The organism is Pseudomonas sp. B16(2017), assembly GCF_002113205.1.
Lineage (GTDB): Bacteria > Pseudomonadota > Gammaproteobacteria > Pseudomonadales > Pseudomonadaceae > Aquipseudomonas > Aquipseudomonas pharyngis.
Genome location: NZ_NEKA01000009.1, coordinates 106567 through 121477, shown reverse-complemented (window position 1 = coordinate 121477; position 14911 = coordinate 106567). Strand labels below are relative to the sequence as shown.

17 protein-coding genes are annotated in these 14911 nt (G+C 62.5%); all 17 read right to left on the bottom strand.

What is annotated here, in order from left to right; genetic code table 11:
* Window position 1 precedes the first annotated feature (1 nt).
* Window positions 2–601 (bottom strand): YmfQ family protein, encoded by a 600-nt coding sequence (locus tag CAG25_RS17275; protein ID WP_011332730.1) that lies wholly within the window; start codon window positions 599–601, stop codon window positions 2–4.
* Complete coding sequence (locus CAG25_RS17270) at window positions 589–1632, bottom strand: baseplate J/gp47 family protein (protein ID WP_085612320.1); 1044 nt, start codon at window positions 1630–1632, stop codon at window positions 589–591. Before CAG25_RS17270 ends, CAG25_RS17275 begins: the two co-directional genes overlap by 13 nt.
* Window positions 1622–2020: a phage GP46 family protein gene (locus CAG25_RS17265; protein WP_007954906.1), complete on the bottom strand. Its 399-nt coding sequence runs from the start codon at window positions 2018–2020 to the stop codon at window positions 1622–1624. The genes CAG25_RS17270 and CAG25_RS17265 overlap by 11 nt, the downstream gene beginning before the upstream one ends.
* On the bottom strand, window positions 2020–2529 hold the full coding sequence (locus CAG25_RS17260; protein WP_085612319.1) for a phage baseplate assembly protein V: 510 nt from the start codon (window positions 2527–2529) through the stop codon (window positions 2020–2022). Before CAG25_RS17260 ends, CAG25_RS17265 begins: the two co-directional genes overlap by 1 nt.
* Before the next feature lie 158 nt (window positions 2530–2687).
* A complete protein-coding gene (locus CAG25_RS17255) occupies window positions 2688–3731 on the bottom strand; it encodes a phage baseplate assembly protein (protein ID WP_085612318.1) in 1044 nt (347 codons plus the stop codon).
* A gap of 3 nt (window positions 3732–3734) precedes the next feature.
* A complete protein-coding gene (locus CAG25_RS17250; protein WP_039771262.1) occupies window positions 3735–4970 on the bottom strand; it encodes a DNA circularization protein in 1236 nt (411 codons plus the stop codon).
* Window positions 4957–6852: a phage tail protein gene (locus CAG25_RS17245; protein WP_143492949.1), complete on the bottom strand. Its 1896-nt coding sequence runs from the start codon at window positions 6850–6852 to the stop codon at window positions 4957–4959. Before CAG25_RS17245 ends, CAG25_RS17250 begins: the two co-directional genes overlap by 14 nt.
* Window positions 6853–6982: 130 nt before the next feature.
* Window positions 6983–7279 carry a phage tail assembly protein gene (locus CAG25_RS17240; protein WP_003222226.1) on the bottom strand — a complete coding sequence of 99 codons (297 nt, stop codon included), beginning with the start codon at window positions 7277–7279 and terminating at the stop codon, window positions 6983–6985.
* On the bottom strand, window positions 7276–7623 hold the full coding sequence (locus CAG25_RS17235) for a phage tail tube protein (RefSeq protein WP_085612317.1): 348 nt from the start codon (window positions 7621–7623) through the stop codon (window positions 7276–7278). The genes CAG25_RS17240 and CAG25_RS17235 overlap by 4 nt, the downstream gene beginning before the upstream one ends.
* Before the next feature lie 67 nt (window positions 7624–7690).
* Window positions 7691–9187 carry a phage tail sheath subtilisin-like domain-containing protein gene (locus CAG25_RS17230; protein WP_064593835.1) on the bottom strand — a complete coding sequence of 499 codons (1497 nt, stop codon included), beginning with the start codon at window positions 9185–9187 and terminating at the stop codon, window positions 7691–7693.
* Window positions 9187–9366: a DUF2635 domain-containing protein gene (locus CAG25_RS17225; RefSeq protein WP_039771254.1), complete on the bottom strand. Its 180-nt coding sequence runs from the start codon at window positions 9364–9366 to the stop codon at window positions 9187–9189. Before CAG25_RS17225 ends, CAG25_RS17230 begins: the two co-directional genes overlap by 1 nt.
* On the bottom strand, window positions 9363–9947 hold the full coding sequence (locus CAG25_RS17220; protein WP_085612316.1) for a hypothetical protein: 585 nt from the start codon (window positions 9945–9947) through the stop codon (window positions 9363–9365). The genes CAG25_RS17225 and CAG25_RS17220 overlap by 4 nt, the downstream gene beginning before the upstream one ends.
* A gap of 59 nt (window positions 9948–10006) precedes the next feature.
* Window positions 10007–11035 carry a phage tail protein gene (locus CAG25_RS17215; RefSeq protein ID WP_085612315.1) on the bottom strand — a complete coding sequence of 343 codons (1029 nt, stop codon included), beginning with the start codon at window positions 11033–11035 and terminating at the stop codon, window positions 10007–10009.
* Window positions 11036–11044: 9 nt separating this feature from the next.
* Window positions 11045–11257 (bottom strand): tail protein X, encoded by a 213-nt coding sequence (locus CAG25_RS17210; RefSeq protein ID WP_007954888.1) that lies wholly within the window; start codon window positions 11255–11257, stop codon window positions 11045–11047.
* Complete coding sequence (locus CAG25_RS17205) at window positions 11250–11633, bottom strand: phage tail protein (RefSeq protein WP_085612314.1); 384 nt, start codon at window positions 11631–11633, stop codon at window positions 11250–11252. Before CAG25_RS17205 ends, CAG25_RS17210 begins: the two co-directional genes overlap by 8 nt.
* Window positions 11630–14089 (bottom strand): phage tail tape measure protein, encoded by a 2460-nt coding sequence (locus CAG25_RS17200; RefSeq protein WP_085612313.1) that lies wholly within the window; start codon window positions 14087–14089, stop codon window positions 11630–11632. The genes CAG25_RS17205 and CAG25_RS17200 overlap by 4 nt, the downstream gene beginning before the upstream one ends.
* 128 nt (window positions 14090–14217) lie before the next feature.
* A complete protein-coding gene (locus tag CAG25_RS17195) occupies window positions 14218–14799 on the bottom strand; it encodes a phage tail assembly protein (RefSeq protein ID WP_085612312.1) in 582 nt (193 codons plus the stop codon).
* Between the last annotated feature and the right edge of the window lie 112 nt (window positions 14800–14911).

Genomic DNA, 14911 nt, shown 5'->3' with positions numbered 1-14911 from the left:
CCTAGTCATAGTTGATGTGCACCTTGGTGTGCGCCGGTGCCGCCCGATGAATCAGGCATTCCAGCGCCGAGCCCGGATTCACGCCGAAGCGCTCGCCCCAGTAACTCGCGCCATAACGCCGGCCGAGCAGCAAGCGGCCGCCGGTGTTGAGCGTCCACATGAACTGCGCTTCCCAGGTGCCCCAGTGCGCCGCGCCGAAACGCGAACGGCCCATGCGCGGGGCTTCGAGTTCGGTGATGGTGGCGTTGGGGTAACCCTGGCTTTTGGCGATTTCCAGGTAGTAGCCGACGGCCTGGCTGCCGACCGCCAGCAAGCGGCGGCGCACGGCGAGGCGACGGTCGTCGAACAGCGGCGTGGCGCCGAGGCACGGGTCGGGCAGGTTCATCACCTGTTCCCAGTCCGGCACCAGTTCGCTGACGCCGGCCGGGTCCATCTCGTTGAGCAGGTCGGCGGCGCGGGCGTCGAGGCGCGCCAGTTCGACGGCGACGCCTTGCAGCACTTCCTCGAGTTCCGGCACGCGCTCCGGATCCCATGCCGGACCGCTCGGCAGCAAGGCGCGCAGTTGCGCCTGGTATTGCGCGGCGGTTCTTATGGCAGCCATACGCAACCCCCGAAGGTGAGCAGTTCGCTGTCACCCGCGGCCACGTTCGCCACCGGCGCCGACAGCACGTGATCGGTTTCACCCGCCGCGCTGCTGATCGCTTCGCGGATGTGGCTGATCAACAGATCTTCGCCTAGGTCGGCTTCACGGTTATGCAGGTCGCGCAACTGGGTTTCGACGGCGGCACGCACGGCGGTGGTGTCGGGGGTCAGCTTCAGTTGATAGGTCACCGGTTTCTGCACCGGCGGACGTACATGCACTTCGGCGGTCACCGGGCGCAGCGGCTCAATGTAGGCCTGCACTTCGGCCAGTTGCTCGGCATTCGGCACCGGTTGCGGATCATCGTCGCGCATGATGTACACGCCGACGGTGCCCGGCCCGAGGAAGCCGCCTCGGCACCAGGCACGAGTCACGCCCGGCACTTCCAGCGCCCAGGTCTCGTAGTCGCTGGCAGAACCGCCGTGAGGGATCACGCGATAAGAACGAATCACCCGCGAGCGCAACGACTCCAGGCTTTCCCGCGCCACACCACCGTTCAGTCCCGGCGCCAGCACCACAAAACTGTTGCCGACCACGCCGGTGATCGGCTGCACCGGCGTCAACGCCAGCCCGGCCTCGGCATTGCCCAGGCTGCCGGCCTCCAGCGCGGCGATGCTGGTGCTGTTGACGCCATTGACGGTGGTGCGGGTGGCGGTGACTTTGAAGGTGCGACCGTCACTCGACTGCAGCAACGTATCGACGTCCAGCACCGCGCCCGCCGTCGCGTTGAAGCTGACGTTGCCGGTGGCGACCTGCGCCGGTTTGCGCGGCTGGTTCAGGCGCAGTGCGGCGATGCGTTCCAGGGTCGATTCATCGGCGGTGTCGGGCAGGATCTGCTCGGCAATCCAGTCGAGGTAGCCGTACAGGCCATAAGCGGCGCCGCCGAGTGTGCGGGCCAGGACTTGCGCATCGGACTGGCGCAGCGAATCGCCGGCCAGGTCGCTTTGGGTGCGCTTGATCAGCACCGGCAGCGAAGGGGTTTCAAACGGCATAGATCACCTGCCAACTGTTATCGGGGTTGATGTCCAGGCGTTCGCCGTCGGCCAGGGTCAGGACCGTGCGCAGGTTCAGGCGCTGGGCGTCGAGGCGTTCGCTGATGATGTCGATGGCGCTGCAATGGCCGTCATCGATCAGCCATTGCAAGGCTTCGCGGGCATAGAACTCGGCGTCCATCTGGGTCTGGCGGGTCAGCTTGACCCGGCGCAACAGCCACAGCCGCGAGCCGATACGATCGTCGGCCACGGTGGGAAAGGTGTCGCCCCACCAGCCGAAACGCTCCTCGTCATCGAGGGCATCGTCGTCGGCGGCACGGCGCCAGGTGAACAGGCTGATCAGCACCGCACGGGTCAGCGCGGCGTGGAGGTTCTGACTGAAAAGCATCACTGACCTCCCGCCGGCGCGCCGGTCTGGCCATTGCCGGCCTGCACGCCAACGTGCACGTGTTTGATCTGGCTGATGCCGCCGGCCAACTGATCGCCGGTGGAGACGATCTTGCCGGTCTGGTTGATCACCGGCGTGTCGAAGTTCACCGCGGTGCTCGCGCGGATGTTGAGCGTGGCGGTTTCGATGTCGATGATCCGCCCCCGCTTGAAGTGAATTTTGTCGCCCTCGTCGGTGTAGATCGCCACCTCGCCGGCCGCCAGCGATTGCAGGCGGTAACGGCGGTCGGCGACCACCAGGGCGATGGCGTGGGAACGGTCGCCGCCGAGAAACGTGACGACGCCTTCGGCACCGGCCAGCGGATGGCTGGTGAAGCCGTAGGGTTCGAAGTGCTCCATGTCGTCGTTCACTTCACCGGCGGTGAGGCGCATTTGCAGCGATTGCAGCTTGGATGCCGAATTGGCGAGCACGACAGTGCCGCGCGCCAGCAGGCGTGTCAGTAGGCTCATGAATTGTCCTCAGGACTTTGCCAACACAAAACCTGTGGGAGCGGGCTTGCCCGCGATGGCGGTGTGTCAGGCAAAGTAGTGTTTGCGGTAACCACCGCTATCGCGGGCAAGCCCGCTCCCACAGGGCCAGGTGATGCCAGTCAGGTTCGGCGTCAGGCTCAGGTTTTTTTGGGGGGCGTCGGGTCCGGATCGAAGGTATGCGGCGGCGCCACTTGCAGCGTGGTCACCGAGCCTTGTGCCGACAGCGAATACGTCACCTTGGAGATCAGCATGTCGCCATCGAAACCGAGTACCGGATCCTTGACCTTCACCAGCGTGTTGTGGCGCCACAGATCGCCGTTGGACTGGCGCCAACCCTGCACCTGATACGTGGTGGTCAGCGCCCGGCCCATGCGCGTGGCGCTTTCCCACTGGGCCCGCTGCTGGGCCAGTTCGAACGTCAGTTGCGAACCTTCGTTGATGATCGTGGTGCGCCGACGCTTGAAGCTCAGGTCGGTGGCGCTGGATTCAACCTCGCTGACCGCCGCCCCGCTCTTCTTGTCGTTGCCCTTCTGCTGGCCGATCACCCGGTATTCGGAGAACACCTGGCTGTGATCCATCGGCGCATTGGCCGAGAGAATGTTCTTGCCCAGCTCCAGCGCATCGCTCGCGCGGCCGCCGCTGCCCGGTTTGGCCAGCACCAGCCGACCTTCGGCGTCATCGGTGGAAAACACCCGGTACAGCGAGAGCAAACGGTCGATCGACTGAAACACCGTTTCACCCGGAACGATGGTGTGTTTGCTCAGGCGTGCGGTCTCGGGAATCTCGTTGACCACAAACTGCGAGTATTCCCCGGCCAGGGCCTGGACGATATTCAACAGCGGCTGTTCCTGCCATTGGCCGGGGATATTTCGCGCCGCACAATCGACCAGATCCTGGGTCTTGGAACTGCCTTCGATGCTCAGGCTGATCTGCCGCCCGTCATAGCTGATCGGGGCCTTGAACACATAACCGGTGAGCACCAGATCCTGGCCGATCCGCACTTCGCACGGGTCGCCGGCCTTGATCCGCTGATCCACGGTCTGCCCCGGCCATTGCCAGGTGATGTCGAGTTTGAAGGTGCGGAACTGGCGCTCCAGGTCCGCGGTGATCTGCACGCTTTTCCAGCCGCCGTATTCCATGTTGTCGACGGTCAGCGTGACGCGGTTGTCCATCTCGCTCATGGCTCACTCCCTGGAAACTTTGACTTCGTTGGGTGGGAAGCTCGGATGAGACAGACCGTTGCGCTGAATGACCTCGGTCACACGGGTGGCGTCGCCAAACTGTTTGTAGGCCACGACCACTGCCGGAAAGGTTTCCTGAAAGGTTTTGCTGACCAGTCGCACACCGGACGAAGCCACGGCCTTGAGGTGCGCGATCAGCGCTTCCTTCACATCGGCGATGGCCTGGTAGTGCGCGGGGTCGGCCTTGTCCTGAGCCTTTTGCAGCGCTTCGTTCAACTCTTTTTGCAGCGTTTGCAGATCGTCGGTGACCGGCACTTCCTGGCGCGTGACCGGCTGCTTCGATTGCTGGTCCAGCGAAGGTGTCGAGGTCAGTTTCACCGGCGTCGACGCCACCGGCATCGAGGCCACCCACTGCGCCACTTTGACGATCAGGGTGTCCTGCACCAGGTTGGCCATCGCTTGCGCCGCGGCGTTGGTGTCCTTGCCGGTGGTGATTTTCGGCGCATCGGCTTTGCGGATGGCTTCGATCTGTTGGGACACGTCGGCAATCACGCCACGGTAGCCCTCCTTCGCGAATGCCTTCAGCTCCTTGATATCGCCGAGCAACCCCTTGAACTCCGCCGCCACTTCCTTGGGCAGTTCCTTCACGGCTCTGACCAGCTCGGTGATCTGCTTGTACTGCGCGATCAGCGGTTTGAGCTGCTCCTTGATCACGTCGTACACGCCGGTGAGGCTGTTGCGCAGATTGGCGATGCCGATCCGCGCGGCCTTGATCAGGGTCATCGCCTGTTCGAAACGCGCCACCGCCGAGCCGAGTAAACCTTCGGCCTTGATCAGCAGGACTTTTTGCGTGCTGACCGTCGCCGTCGGAAACGGCAGCGGCCGGTCGGGGTAGAACTTCAGGCTGAACGTCACCATCCCGCCGTCCTGGCGGGTGTGGGTCATGTCGCACTCGCCGACCTTGACCTGCAAGCGTCCCAGCCACGGATGCACCAGTTCGCCACTGCCCTGCTCCAGGGCCTGGAGCAGCTTGTCGCGCTGCTCCAGGCAATCGGCACCGATGATGAACGCCGTCAGGTCGTGGGTCTTGGCCTGCTGGCCGAGGTCCTCGAAAAACGGCAGGTCGCGTTGCGGATATTCGTGCAGCTGCCCCTTGCGACCGACCGGGGTTTTCGCCTGGTCGATCCAGAAACCGACACCGCGAAAGGATGCCGGCAACAAACGGTCACGCCAGTTCATTGGAACCTCCCATGGAGAGCGAGCGATAGCCGATGCGCGAACTGAGCGCCAGCCCCGGTTGATTGGTTTGCGGTTGATCGGTGCGTAGCCCCGCCGGCGCGTTTTCGAAGCGTACTGTCAGGCCGCCTTCGAGTTGCGTGCGGTTGTTGGCGGCGCTTTGCTGGATCAGGGCGCCTGAGGATTGCGGCAACGAACCGCCCTGCAACGCACTGCCACCCTCGGATTTCGCACTGGCACCGAAGAACGCTGGCGCCAGTTCGCCCTTGCCTTCGGCATTGGTCTGGCGTTGCGCTTCGGTCAGGGTTTCGACCTTGCCGGTGACCTTGGCGATCAGCCCGGCGAAGCCACCGTCGAACAGTTCCTTGATCGGTGCAATGACGGTTTGCAGCTTTTGCCACAGCTCGCCGAACCACCCGACAATCGGCCCCCAGCTCTCGATGATCTGATCCAGGGGTTTCCATTCGAACAGGCCGTGCAAAAAATCCACGACCGGCGCGGACAGCGCCAGCACAACACCCCACAGCGCCGAGAAAACCTCACCGATGGGCTGCCAGTACTGCGCAATCTGCTCCAGCGGCGACCACTCGAACAGACCGGTGAAAAAACCTTTGACCTGTTGCACTGACGTTTGCAGTGCCGTCCAGATCGGTTCGAAGAATCCGACGACACCACCCCAGGCGCTGGTGATCATTTCCATCGGGAAAAAATCGAACAGTGCCCGCAGCGTATCCCGGGTGATTTGCACGGCCGATTGCAGCGTCGTCCACACCGGCTGAAAGTACGCAACAACACCGCCCCAAGCGCTGGTGATCATCTGCATCGGCGAGAAGTCGAACAACGACACCAGGAATTCTTTGGCCGGTTGCGCGGCTTTTCGCAGGCTGCTGAACATCGGTTCGAAGAACCGGACCACACCGCCCCATGCACTGTCGATCATCTGCATTGGCGAGAAGTCAAACAGGTTTCTGAGGAACGCCATCACCGGCACACTCAAGGCCTTGAGCAGTTCCCAGATCGCCGAAAACAGACCGGTCAACGGCCCCCAGTTTTCCAGGATCAGGCCTGCGGGCGACCACGAGAAAACCGACTTGAAGAAGTCGATCACTGGCGCGGTCACAGCCTTGACCTTGTCCCAGATTCCCGAGAAGAAACCGGTGACCGGTTCCCACAACGCCGCCAGTGCATCCAGCGGCCGCCAGTCGAGCACCGAGCGCAACGTCGCCATTGCACTGGCTCCGGCGTTTTTCACGCCCTCCCACAATCCGGTGAAGAACGCGGAAATCGGTGTCCAGTTGGCCACGATCAGACCGGCCGCCAACGCAACGCCCATGGCGATCAGCATGATCGGATTGGTCTTGAGCACCATGCTCATGACGTCCATCACCTGGGTCATGCCGGTCACGGCGGTTTGCATGGCGGAAAACGCAATCGCCCCCGCTGCCAGGCCTTCGACCAGTTTCGGGTTGTCGGCCAGCAGGCTGCCGACCTGGGTCAGCATCGGCTCCAGCCCGACCACCAGCGCACCCACGGCAGGTACGAGTGCGGCATCCACCGCAGCGGAGACCTTTTCCATCGACGCGCTGAACACGTTCATGTTCTGCGCGGCGGCTTTTGGCGTATCCGGCAGGTCGACGGTTTTCGCCGTCTCGCTGACCTCGGCAAGCTTGCCCTGAAAGGCTGCGGCGGATTTGATGCCGTCCACGAACGGCGTAATCACGCTGCCGCCCTTGAACAGACCGCTGATGTCCAGTTTGCCGAGGCCGGTCTGTTCGAGGTTTTTCTTGAAGTCATCGACCTTCACTCGCAGGGCGCCGAGTTTGGGTGACAGTTCGTCGATGCCGGTAAGCAGCACCGACGCTTTAGCTTTGGTTTCTTCTGCCATCACTGCACCTGCTGCATCGCATTGATCCGTTGCGCGTGCTCCAGCGATTCGCGAAGCACATCCAGTGGCCTGGCCATCATCTGTTCGGGGTCAACCTTCCAGAACCAGGCCAGGTCATAGGCGACCGAAATCAGGTCGGTGATGGCTCCGACGCCGCACTCATGAAAAAACTCGCAACAGCCCAGCTCAGCGCGTTGAGGTCAGCCAGGTCCAGCTGGTTGACCGACGACGGCGGAATGCCGGCGCACACGGCGATGTATTTGGCCGCCACGTCCATGTCGAGGCTGACCTCTTCGCTCTTGTCGATCTTGTACGGCAGCGCCTTGATCGCTCGCACTTCCTGCACCGTCGGACGGCGCAGGACGAGTTCGGTCAGGGGCTCGCCGTGAGCTTCGATCGCAACCTGAAGCTTCACGGCGCCGCTCATTGCCAGGTCCCCTTGATGCCTTCGAATATCAGTTCGATGGTGGCGTCATCGCCTTTGGAGACTGGCTCTTCGACCAGGTAGGCACCGGCCAGTACGTAGACTTTGCCGTTGCTGAATTCGCAGGTGACGGTGATGTCGGTGCCTTCGATCAGCTTCTTCAGCGGGAAGTCGGCGGTGTGCAGCGCGGTCACCTTGAACGATGGCGCGATGTCGGTTTCCTTGTAGAAACCCGGCACGACGGTTTCGCGTTTGACGGCCATCAGCGGGGCTTCGCAGCCGCCATTGATAGTCAGTTGTGCACCGTCGACCTTGACGTAGCAGGTGCCTGCAATCAGTTGACCCATGGTGTTACTCCCTTCAAATAAAAAGCCCACGCAAGGTGGGCTGAAATCACAGTGTCAGACGGGCCGATCAGGCGACGTCGTCGTACTGCAGGCGGAACTGGTTGAGCAGTGCGAACACGCGCAGACCGTTGATGTAATCCGGCGGGAACAGCACGTTCACGCGGCTCGGGTCCTGCACGTCGCGCTCGACGATCAGGTGCTCGGCGAACAGCTCGGCGTTTTCCACGTGGCCTTCGAGTTCGAGCTTGGCGTACTGGGCGATCAGCTCGCCGCGAATGGTCGCCGGGGTGACGATCGGCTGGCCGGCGCCGAAACGGGTGCCGTCGGAAGCCAGTTTGTGGCGACCGTACTTGCTGGTGATCACGCTTTGCAGACGACGCACGATGAACGCCGACTGGTGCATGGTTTCGCTGTCCAGGTACGAGTTGTCGGCCTGGCCGTAAGCGTTCTTCTGGTAGGTGGTGATCGAGCGCTGGATGCGCACGTAGCCGCCTTCGTAGTACGCGGTGGCGATGCCGTAGTTGAGCAGCGACTGACGCTCGGTCAGGGTGAAGCGCTCGCTCGCCGGGGCCGGATCGACGCCCGGCAGGCTGCCGCTCTGGGTCGGACGGCTGGCGTCGGCGGAGATGAACACCGCAGTGCGCGCGGCCAGTGCTGCAGCTTGTACCCACACCGGTTGCGGAACGCCCGGTTCCAGCGCCTGAATGGTCATGTGCTGGTCGTTGCGCGCCTGACCGGCTGCCACCAGCGTGCCGACGGTGCCGCGCTTGGCGCTGTAGACGTGACCGAACAGTTGCTTGGCCCACGACCAGCGACCGGTGCTGTCGTCCATCACCGCTTGCCAGGTGTTGAGGGTGGCCAGGTCGGACCATGGCAGCGCGATGAATTCGAACGGCTCATCACCCAGTGCAGCAACCGCTTCAACCTGGTCAGGCACACCGACGCCGCCGGTCATGGCGGTGATCGCGGTAGTCAGGCCGGCCGGGGTTTCTTCACCGTTGCTCTTGCCCAGGCGATTGAATTGCAGGCTGATGTCGTTGCCGCTCTCGCCGGTCCATTTGGCGTTCAGAGTGACGACGCCTTCGGCGGCCGCAGCGCTCACCGGCAGATCGGCGGTGGCGTTGATTTTCTGTGCCAGGGCGGTGGCCGCCTGGGCAGCGGTGGCACCGTTGACCACGGTGGCCTGGACGCGGACGCCACCGACATACAGGTTGAGCACGCCGGCCTGAGTCGCGGTGCCGGTCAGGGTCAGCACGCCTTTGGCGATGGCGCCGGTGGCGTTGTGCAGCGGCAGGCACCAGATCTCACCGATCGGGTCGGCCTTGCGGAAGGTCTCGTACATCGACGCGAGCATCGAGCCCTGACCGCCAATGCTCTTGGCCAGCGCCACGCTGGAGACCAGCACCAGTTTGCCGACTTCGCTCGGAGCGATGTTGTCGTTGACCTGCGCCACGATCAGGCGGCGCATGGACGAGGACGCGCTATTGGCGGCCGAGTTGTCCATTTCGGCATAGAACAGCGGTACACGAATGTCCGCAGGAATGTTGCTGAATCCGATCGCCATTATTTGGCTCCCTTTTGTTTGGCTGTTGCGGTTTTGAGGGTGATATCGCCGTCGGCCAGACGCCGGCGCCACCAGGCGCTGTCCAGCACTTCACGGCCTTCCAGTGGCAGCAGGTCGCCGGCTTCCGGGTCCGGCACGGCACGGCCAGGGGCCGGCACTACGGTGATGCGGTTGCTCATGGGGTTACGTCTCCAGAGAAAGTCATTTCCACGCGCCCGTCAGGGCCCGGGCGTTTCAGGTTGGGGTCGGCCGGGTCGATCGCATCGACCCGCACGGTGGCCCCGGTAAAGGACGACAAACCGTCCAGTTCGCGTTCGTGCCAACTCTCCGCAGGCTGACTTGGCAGATTGCGGCCCAGCTGGAACTCGGCAAAAAAGCGCAGCCGGTAGAACGCGCGGCTGCTGTTGATCGAGACCGTTTCGCCGCCGTCGTAAACGATGGCGCTGTAGTTGGAATCGGGTTTGAAACCCACCAGTGCACGCCACAGTTCGGCGCGCAGGTCGTGCAACAGATCCAGCGCTTTTGTGGCGTCCGTGGCATCAAGTGCCAGGATGATTTCAAGGCGGTCGCGGATCGGTTGGCTGTAGGAGTTCTGTGCGGTGCTGGCGCTGGCTACGTCGGCCAGCGGTAAAACATGGGCCGAGGGCATCGGCAGATTCGGGTCACCTTGCAACAGCGCCAGGTCGACACCTGTCGCGATATGGCCGGCAAGGCTTGGGCATTGCGCACGCAGCTGCGTGAGGATCGGAGAGATCTTCATGGGGAGCGTTCCAGGTTTTGTGAATGACCACAGAGAGGTGTGGCGGTGAGACCGGGGGATCAGTCCTTGGCTTTTGCCTCGGGATCCCGGCCGGTCGCTTCGATCAGGCAGCGATAGCTTTCCTCGCGCTTGCCGCTGGCCGTGACCTTTTCAATCGACCAGCGACCGCGCATGAAGTCCGGCCAGGTATCGTCGAGTACCAGCAGACCTTCGGCTGCCAGCAGTGGATCGCCCGGGCAGGTGACCTTCAGCTTGTATTTCTCGCGCAGCATCTTGCGCACTTCGGCTTCGCCGATGGCTTTGGCTTCTTCTTCGCTGGCCAGTTTCTGGCGGATGACCTTGTAGGGTTCGGAACCAGTGATCACCTCCCGCAGCTTGCCGAGAGCACCGTCCCAGAATGAGGTTTTGCAACCCTGATTCTGGGTGCGGGCAGTCTCTTCCAGCGTGGCGCTGATGAAGGCGTGATCGCCCGGCCGGTTGTTGTGGGTCACCGACAGCCTGACGTCCGGTATCACCTGGCCCGACAGGTTTTTGAGCTGCGCCGGTTTCGCCAGTACGTAGAGGTTGTTGAACGGTTTGGCCACCGCGTCGTACTTTTTCGCCAGACGTGTGATGAAGCTCATGTCGGTTTCGTTCGACTGGTCGACGTGAGCGATCCTGATCAGCGCCAGTTCGGGATCCACGCGCGGCGAGAAACCGTGCCGCTCAACCAGTTTGCGAAACAGCCCGCCAAGCGTCGTGGGGCCATGACTGGCCGTGCGCCTTTCCTTGAATCCAGTGTCGTCCTTGCCGCTGAATGGCGCGGCGGTCGCGACCAGTGTCAGGCGCAGCGGGAACAGCGTCGGCGTCAGTCGAGTGACCTTGAACTGGCCCTTTTCGACCAGTCCGGTCTCCAGATAGCCCACCCGCAGGCCGATGGTGCCGCCCAGGGTCGGCAAACCTTCGAGGCCTTCCAGGTCGAGCACCAGCGTCAGTTGATCGGACTCCATTCCAGCGGCATCGATGTGTTCCCAACTGATCAGGCGCTGGTTGAGCAGAGCCGCGTTGGCGCCGTAGATGTCGATCGCCGGCGTAAATCCCTGTGCCATGCAGCCTCCTTAATCCCAGGCCAGAACCGGTTTGATTGCAGCCGGTTTCGAGTCGAGCTCCGGCAGCGTCACCCAGACACCTGCCGGCAGAATCGGGCCGTGCTCGGCCAGGGTCGGGTTGAGTGTCCAGAGGGCTTCTTCGGCGCTGTCATCGCTGCGACCGGTTTCGCGGTACAGCAAAAGATTCACCGAATCACCGGCCACGCTTCGTACCTTACGCATTGTTGAACTCCGACAATCCGATGACCCACTTGATTACCATCGCGGTGCCGTCATCGATGACCTCGCTCTGGTTTTCGTCGATGCTGTTGATCCGCCACAAACCCCAGTTGCGGCCGATGCCGTCAATCAACGGCAACGGTGCACGCAGTGCTTGCAGCGCACGCAGTTCATCGAGCCGTTCCATCCCCACGGCGTACATCGAGGTGCCGGAGATGGTCAGGGTTTCTGGCTTCTGCCCTGTCTGATGGGATCTGGGTTTGCTGTTGAGAATCTGCAGGTCAGTCCAGCCACCTTCGGATTTTCGCGTCAGCGTGCTGTAGGCAAAATCCCGGGACAGTCCGAAGATGAAACTGCCCAGTGCCATTTGTTGTTTCATGTGGCGACTCCATCGGTCAGGGCTGCGTCACGGCGGGTGGCGAGAGGATTGGTCGGCATGATCTGGCCCAACTGATTCATCGTTGTCTGCACGACAAGATTGGCCAGTGCCTGGGCACTGCCCTGATCCTGACCGTTGATGTGGATGGTGGAGTTGAACGTGACAGGCTGGCTGGCGGCTGTGGTGGCCAGTGCCGCGGGGATCGTGGAGGTCGCGATCAGGTCCTTACTGACCTGCGCAGAAGAGCCGAGACGATCGACTTGTTTCCCTAGCTTGTCGCCCAGGGAATCACCGATAGCCCCGCCCGCCATGCTCCCCAGCCAGCCGCCAACCATGGTGCCCACACCCGGCAGAATCAACGTCCCCAATGCAGCACCGACAGCGGCACCGGCAGAAGACCCGGCCAACGATGCACCGGACGACACGACAGCACGCTTATCGCCGTTCATGACGCCGGTGACCATTTCATATCCGGCGCTGAGCAACCGCAGCGGCGGTGCCCGTCTGGCAAGCAGTCTGCCTGCCCTGGCGTAAGAACCGGACAGTGGAGCGGCCGGCGCAGAACTGACGGCTGATGAGCCTGCAAATGCCGTCATCGTTCCCGGCCAGTACGTACTGGACATGCGGGGCAGAACGGGTCGTGCCGGCGGTGCACTGATCCGTGGTGGCCGAGGGGTCACCGCGCGGGGGCTTTTCACATCTCGACCGGTTTGCACACCTCTGACTCGAGCCCTGATGCTTGACTGGCGAGGCTTGAGCTTGTCGCCTGTCCGGCCGCCCAGCGGTTTGCAGCAGCAACAGTCATGGCCCGCGCCATTTCCAGCAGATGTTTGCTTCGCTTTCGGGTCTTCAATATCGGCAATCAGACCGCCAAGACCGAACGGCAATTTTGAAGCGACGCCTTTGAGCAGTTTGTCGGTGAAATTGCCGAATGCCTTGGCCATCACCGCCACTACGATGGCCGACAGTCCAGCGCCCGCAAGGGCCAATGCCGTCGAGGTCTTGGGATGGGCTTCGGCCATATCGGCCACGCCATTGGTCATATTCGTCAGCGAGTCCAGCGTGCCGGTCGCATCCGGCGCCAACGCCGTGATCAGACGATTGAGACTGGCATCGAACGCGTTCCAGCTTCGCTGCGGGTCTTTGCCCGTAGGCTCGGCGCTGCGCTCAATCGCGCCGCTGTAAGCCGGTGTCAGTGGATCATCGGGCTTAAGCAATGAAATCGGCGTCTTTGCCTCGCCGGGTTTGCCCATCCATTGACGCACGCCTCCCTCACCCGCGAATGACGATGCCAGGCTGCTCTGAGCCGCTCGCGAGGACACAAGCGTCGACGTTCCTTGCAGTGTGGTCGGAGCGATCAGTGAAAACGCTTTTTGCAGGTCTTCGGGTTTCGCCAGCAGTTTGCGTACACCGTCGTCGCCACTGAAAAGTGTCTTGATCAGCGCCGCTTGCTGCTCTGCCGGTTGCTGCTTCAATGCCGCCAACGCTTTGACAAGGTTGTCCGGTACGCTTTCGGTCAACTTGCCGGGATCAAGCCCCAACGCCTTCCACGCCGACTGCTCGGCCGCCGAGCCTTGGGTGCCTTTGCCCAGGGCTGCGCTGATGCTTTTCACCGCCGCCCCGGCACCGGCCTTGTCGACGTCGGCGTTGAGCAACGCGGCTGACAGCGCCGCCAACTGCTCGGGCAGGATCCCCGCTGCAACGGCCGACTCGCCGGATTGCTGCACGACCGAGCCGATGTCGGCAGCCGTCGCATTCAGTCCGCTGTTGCCCAGACGCTGAGTCGCATCGGCCAGCAGTTGACCTTGAGTACGATCCAGTTTCATCGAGACTTGCCAGCCCGACAGCATTTCACCGGCCGACTTCAGGCTGATGCCGAACGCCGAGGCATTGACCGCTGCATCCCGGGCAAAGTCCAGCAGCACTTGTTCCTTGTCGGTGCCCTTGAGACCCGCGCCAATCCCGGATCTGCCAGCCGCGACTTCGACCTGCACCAGATCCACGACCGTCGCCCCAGTGCCGGCGACCCGTTTGTCGGTGGCCAGTTTGAGGTTGGCTTTCGACAGCGTGTCGAGGTCGCCACTCAGGCCTTGAACCTGCTTGAGCTGGGCCATGGCGGTTTTCAGAGCCATGTCCGATTTCAGGTAGGCCGGAGGCGAGCGTTGTTCAATCTCAGCCTTGAGCTTTGACTTGCTCTCGCCGCCTGCCGCCGGTGCGGCAGTTACAACCGGCACCTTGAACGATGCCAGGGACGTGTTCAGCCCCAAAACAACGGCGCCGAGTTTGATCTGTTCACGCACCAGACTGCGGATGTCCAGGCTGGCCGTGAGCAGCGCCTCTTTCAGTTCGGACAGTGGTTTGATCAAGCTGTCTGTGGCCGATCCCCCTGCCGACAAACCGGAACCTGCGCCGCCGGTTTGCGCGGCGTACATCAGCGAAAACGATGTGTCTGCCATGCCGCTCTACTCCTGTTTCACGCCAAGGCGAGTGATCGCTATGTCGTAGCGGCGCAACGCCTTTTCGGCGTCCCACTCCAGAATTTCCGCCTCACTTACCGGGTAAATGAGCGGCACGATATCGAGGATTACTTCGATGTCGCGTTCTGAAAGAAGGCCGCCGGCTGGTTTAAAAAATCGTCGATGCGCACCTGCAATTGCGTCCAGTCCGGCACGCTCAACAGGGCCAGATCGGGGATCATCAGGCCGGTGCAATGGGCGGTGATGAACTCGGCGCGTTCCTTGGCCGTTTTCAGTTTCTTCATCACTTTGGTGGCCCGCAGCGCCGGCATTTCCAGGCTCAGCGAAGTCACGGTGCGGCCGGTGACGGCGAGCGGCAACAGCAGTTGCACCTGATCGGGATCGTCGGACTGTTCCGCGTCTTCGACCTGTTCGAGAAAGTACGACGCCGGACGGGTCGACATCTCGTGCACGTACTGCGCGATGGTCACGTAGTCCGGACGCTTGAGCTGGTCGAGTTCCTTGACCGACAAGCCGGTGGCCAGCAGCGCCAGTTCGAAGAACTGGTCGTCCTCATCGTCGCCTGCGCGTTCCAGCGCCTCTTTTTGGGCGGCGTAGAACAGCGGCTTGAGCTGGATCGATTCGATCTGCGAGCCGTCGTCACCGGTGATCGGCGACAACAGATCATGCTTGGGTGGCATCCACGACATGTATGAATTCCTTGGTGATTCTTGAGGGGGTGTTGCTAAACATCGGCCAGTCACACTGGCCCAATGTGGGAGCGGGCTTGCTCCCACAGGGGCGAGTGCCTGGTTTGCTTAC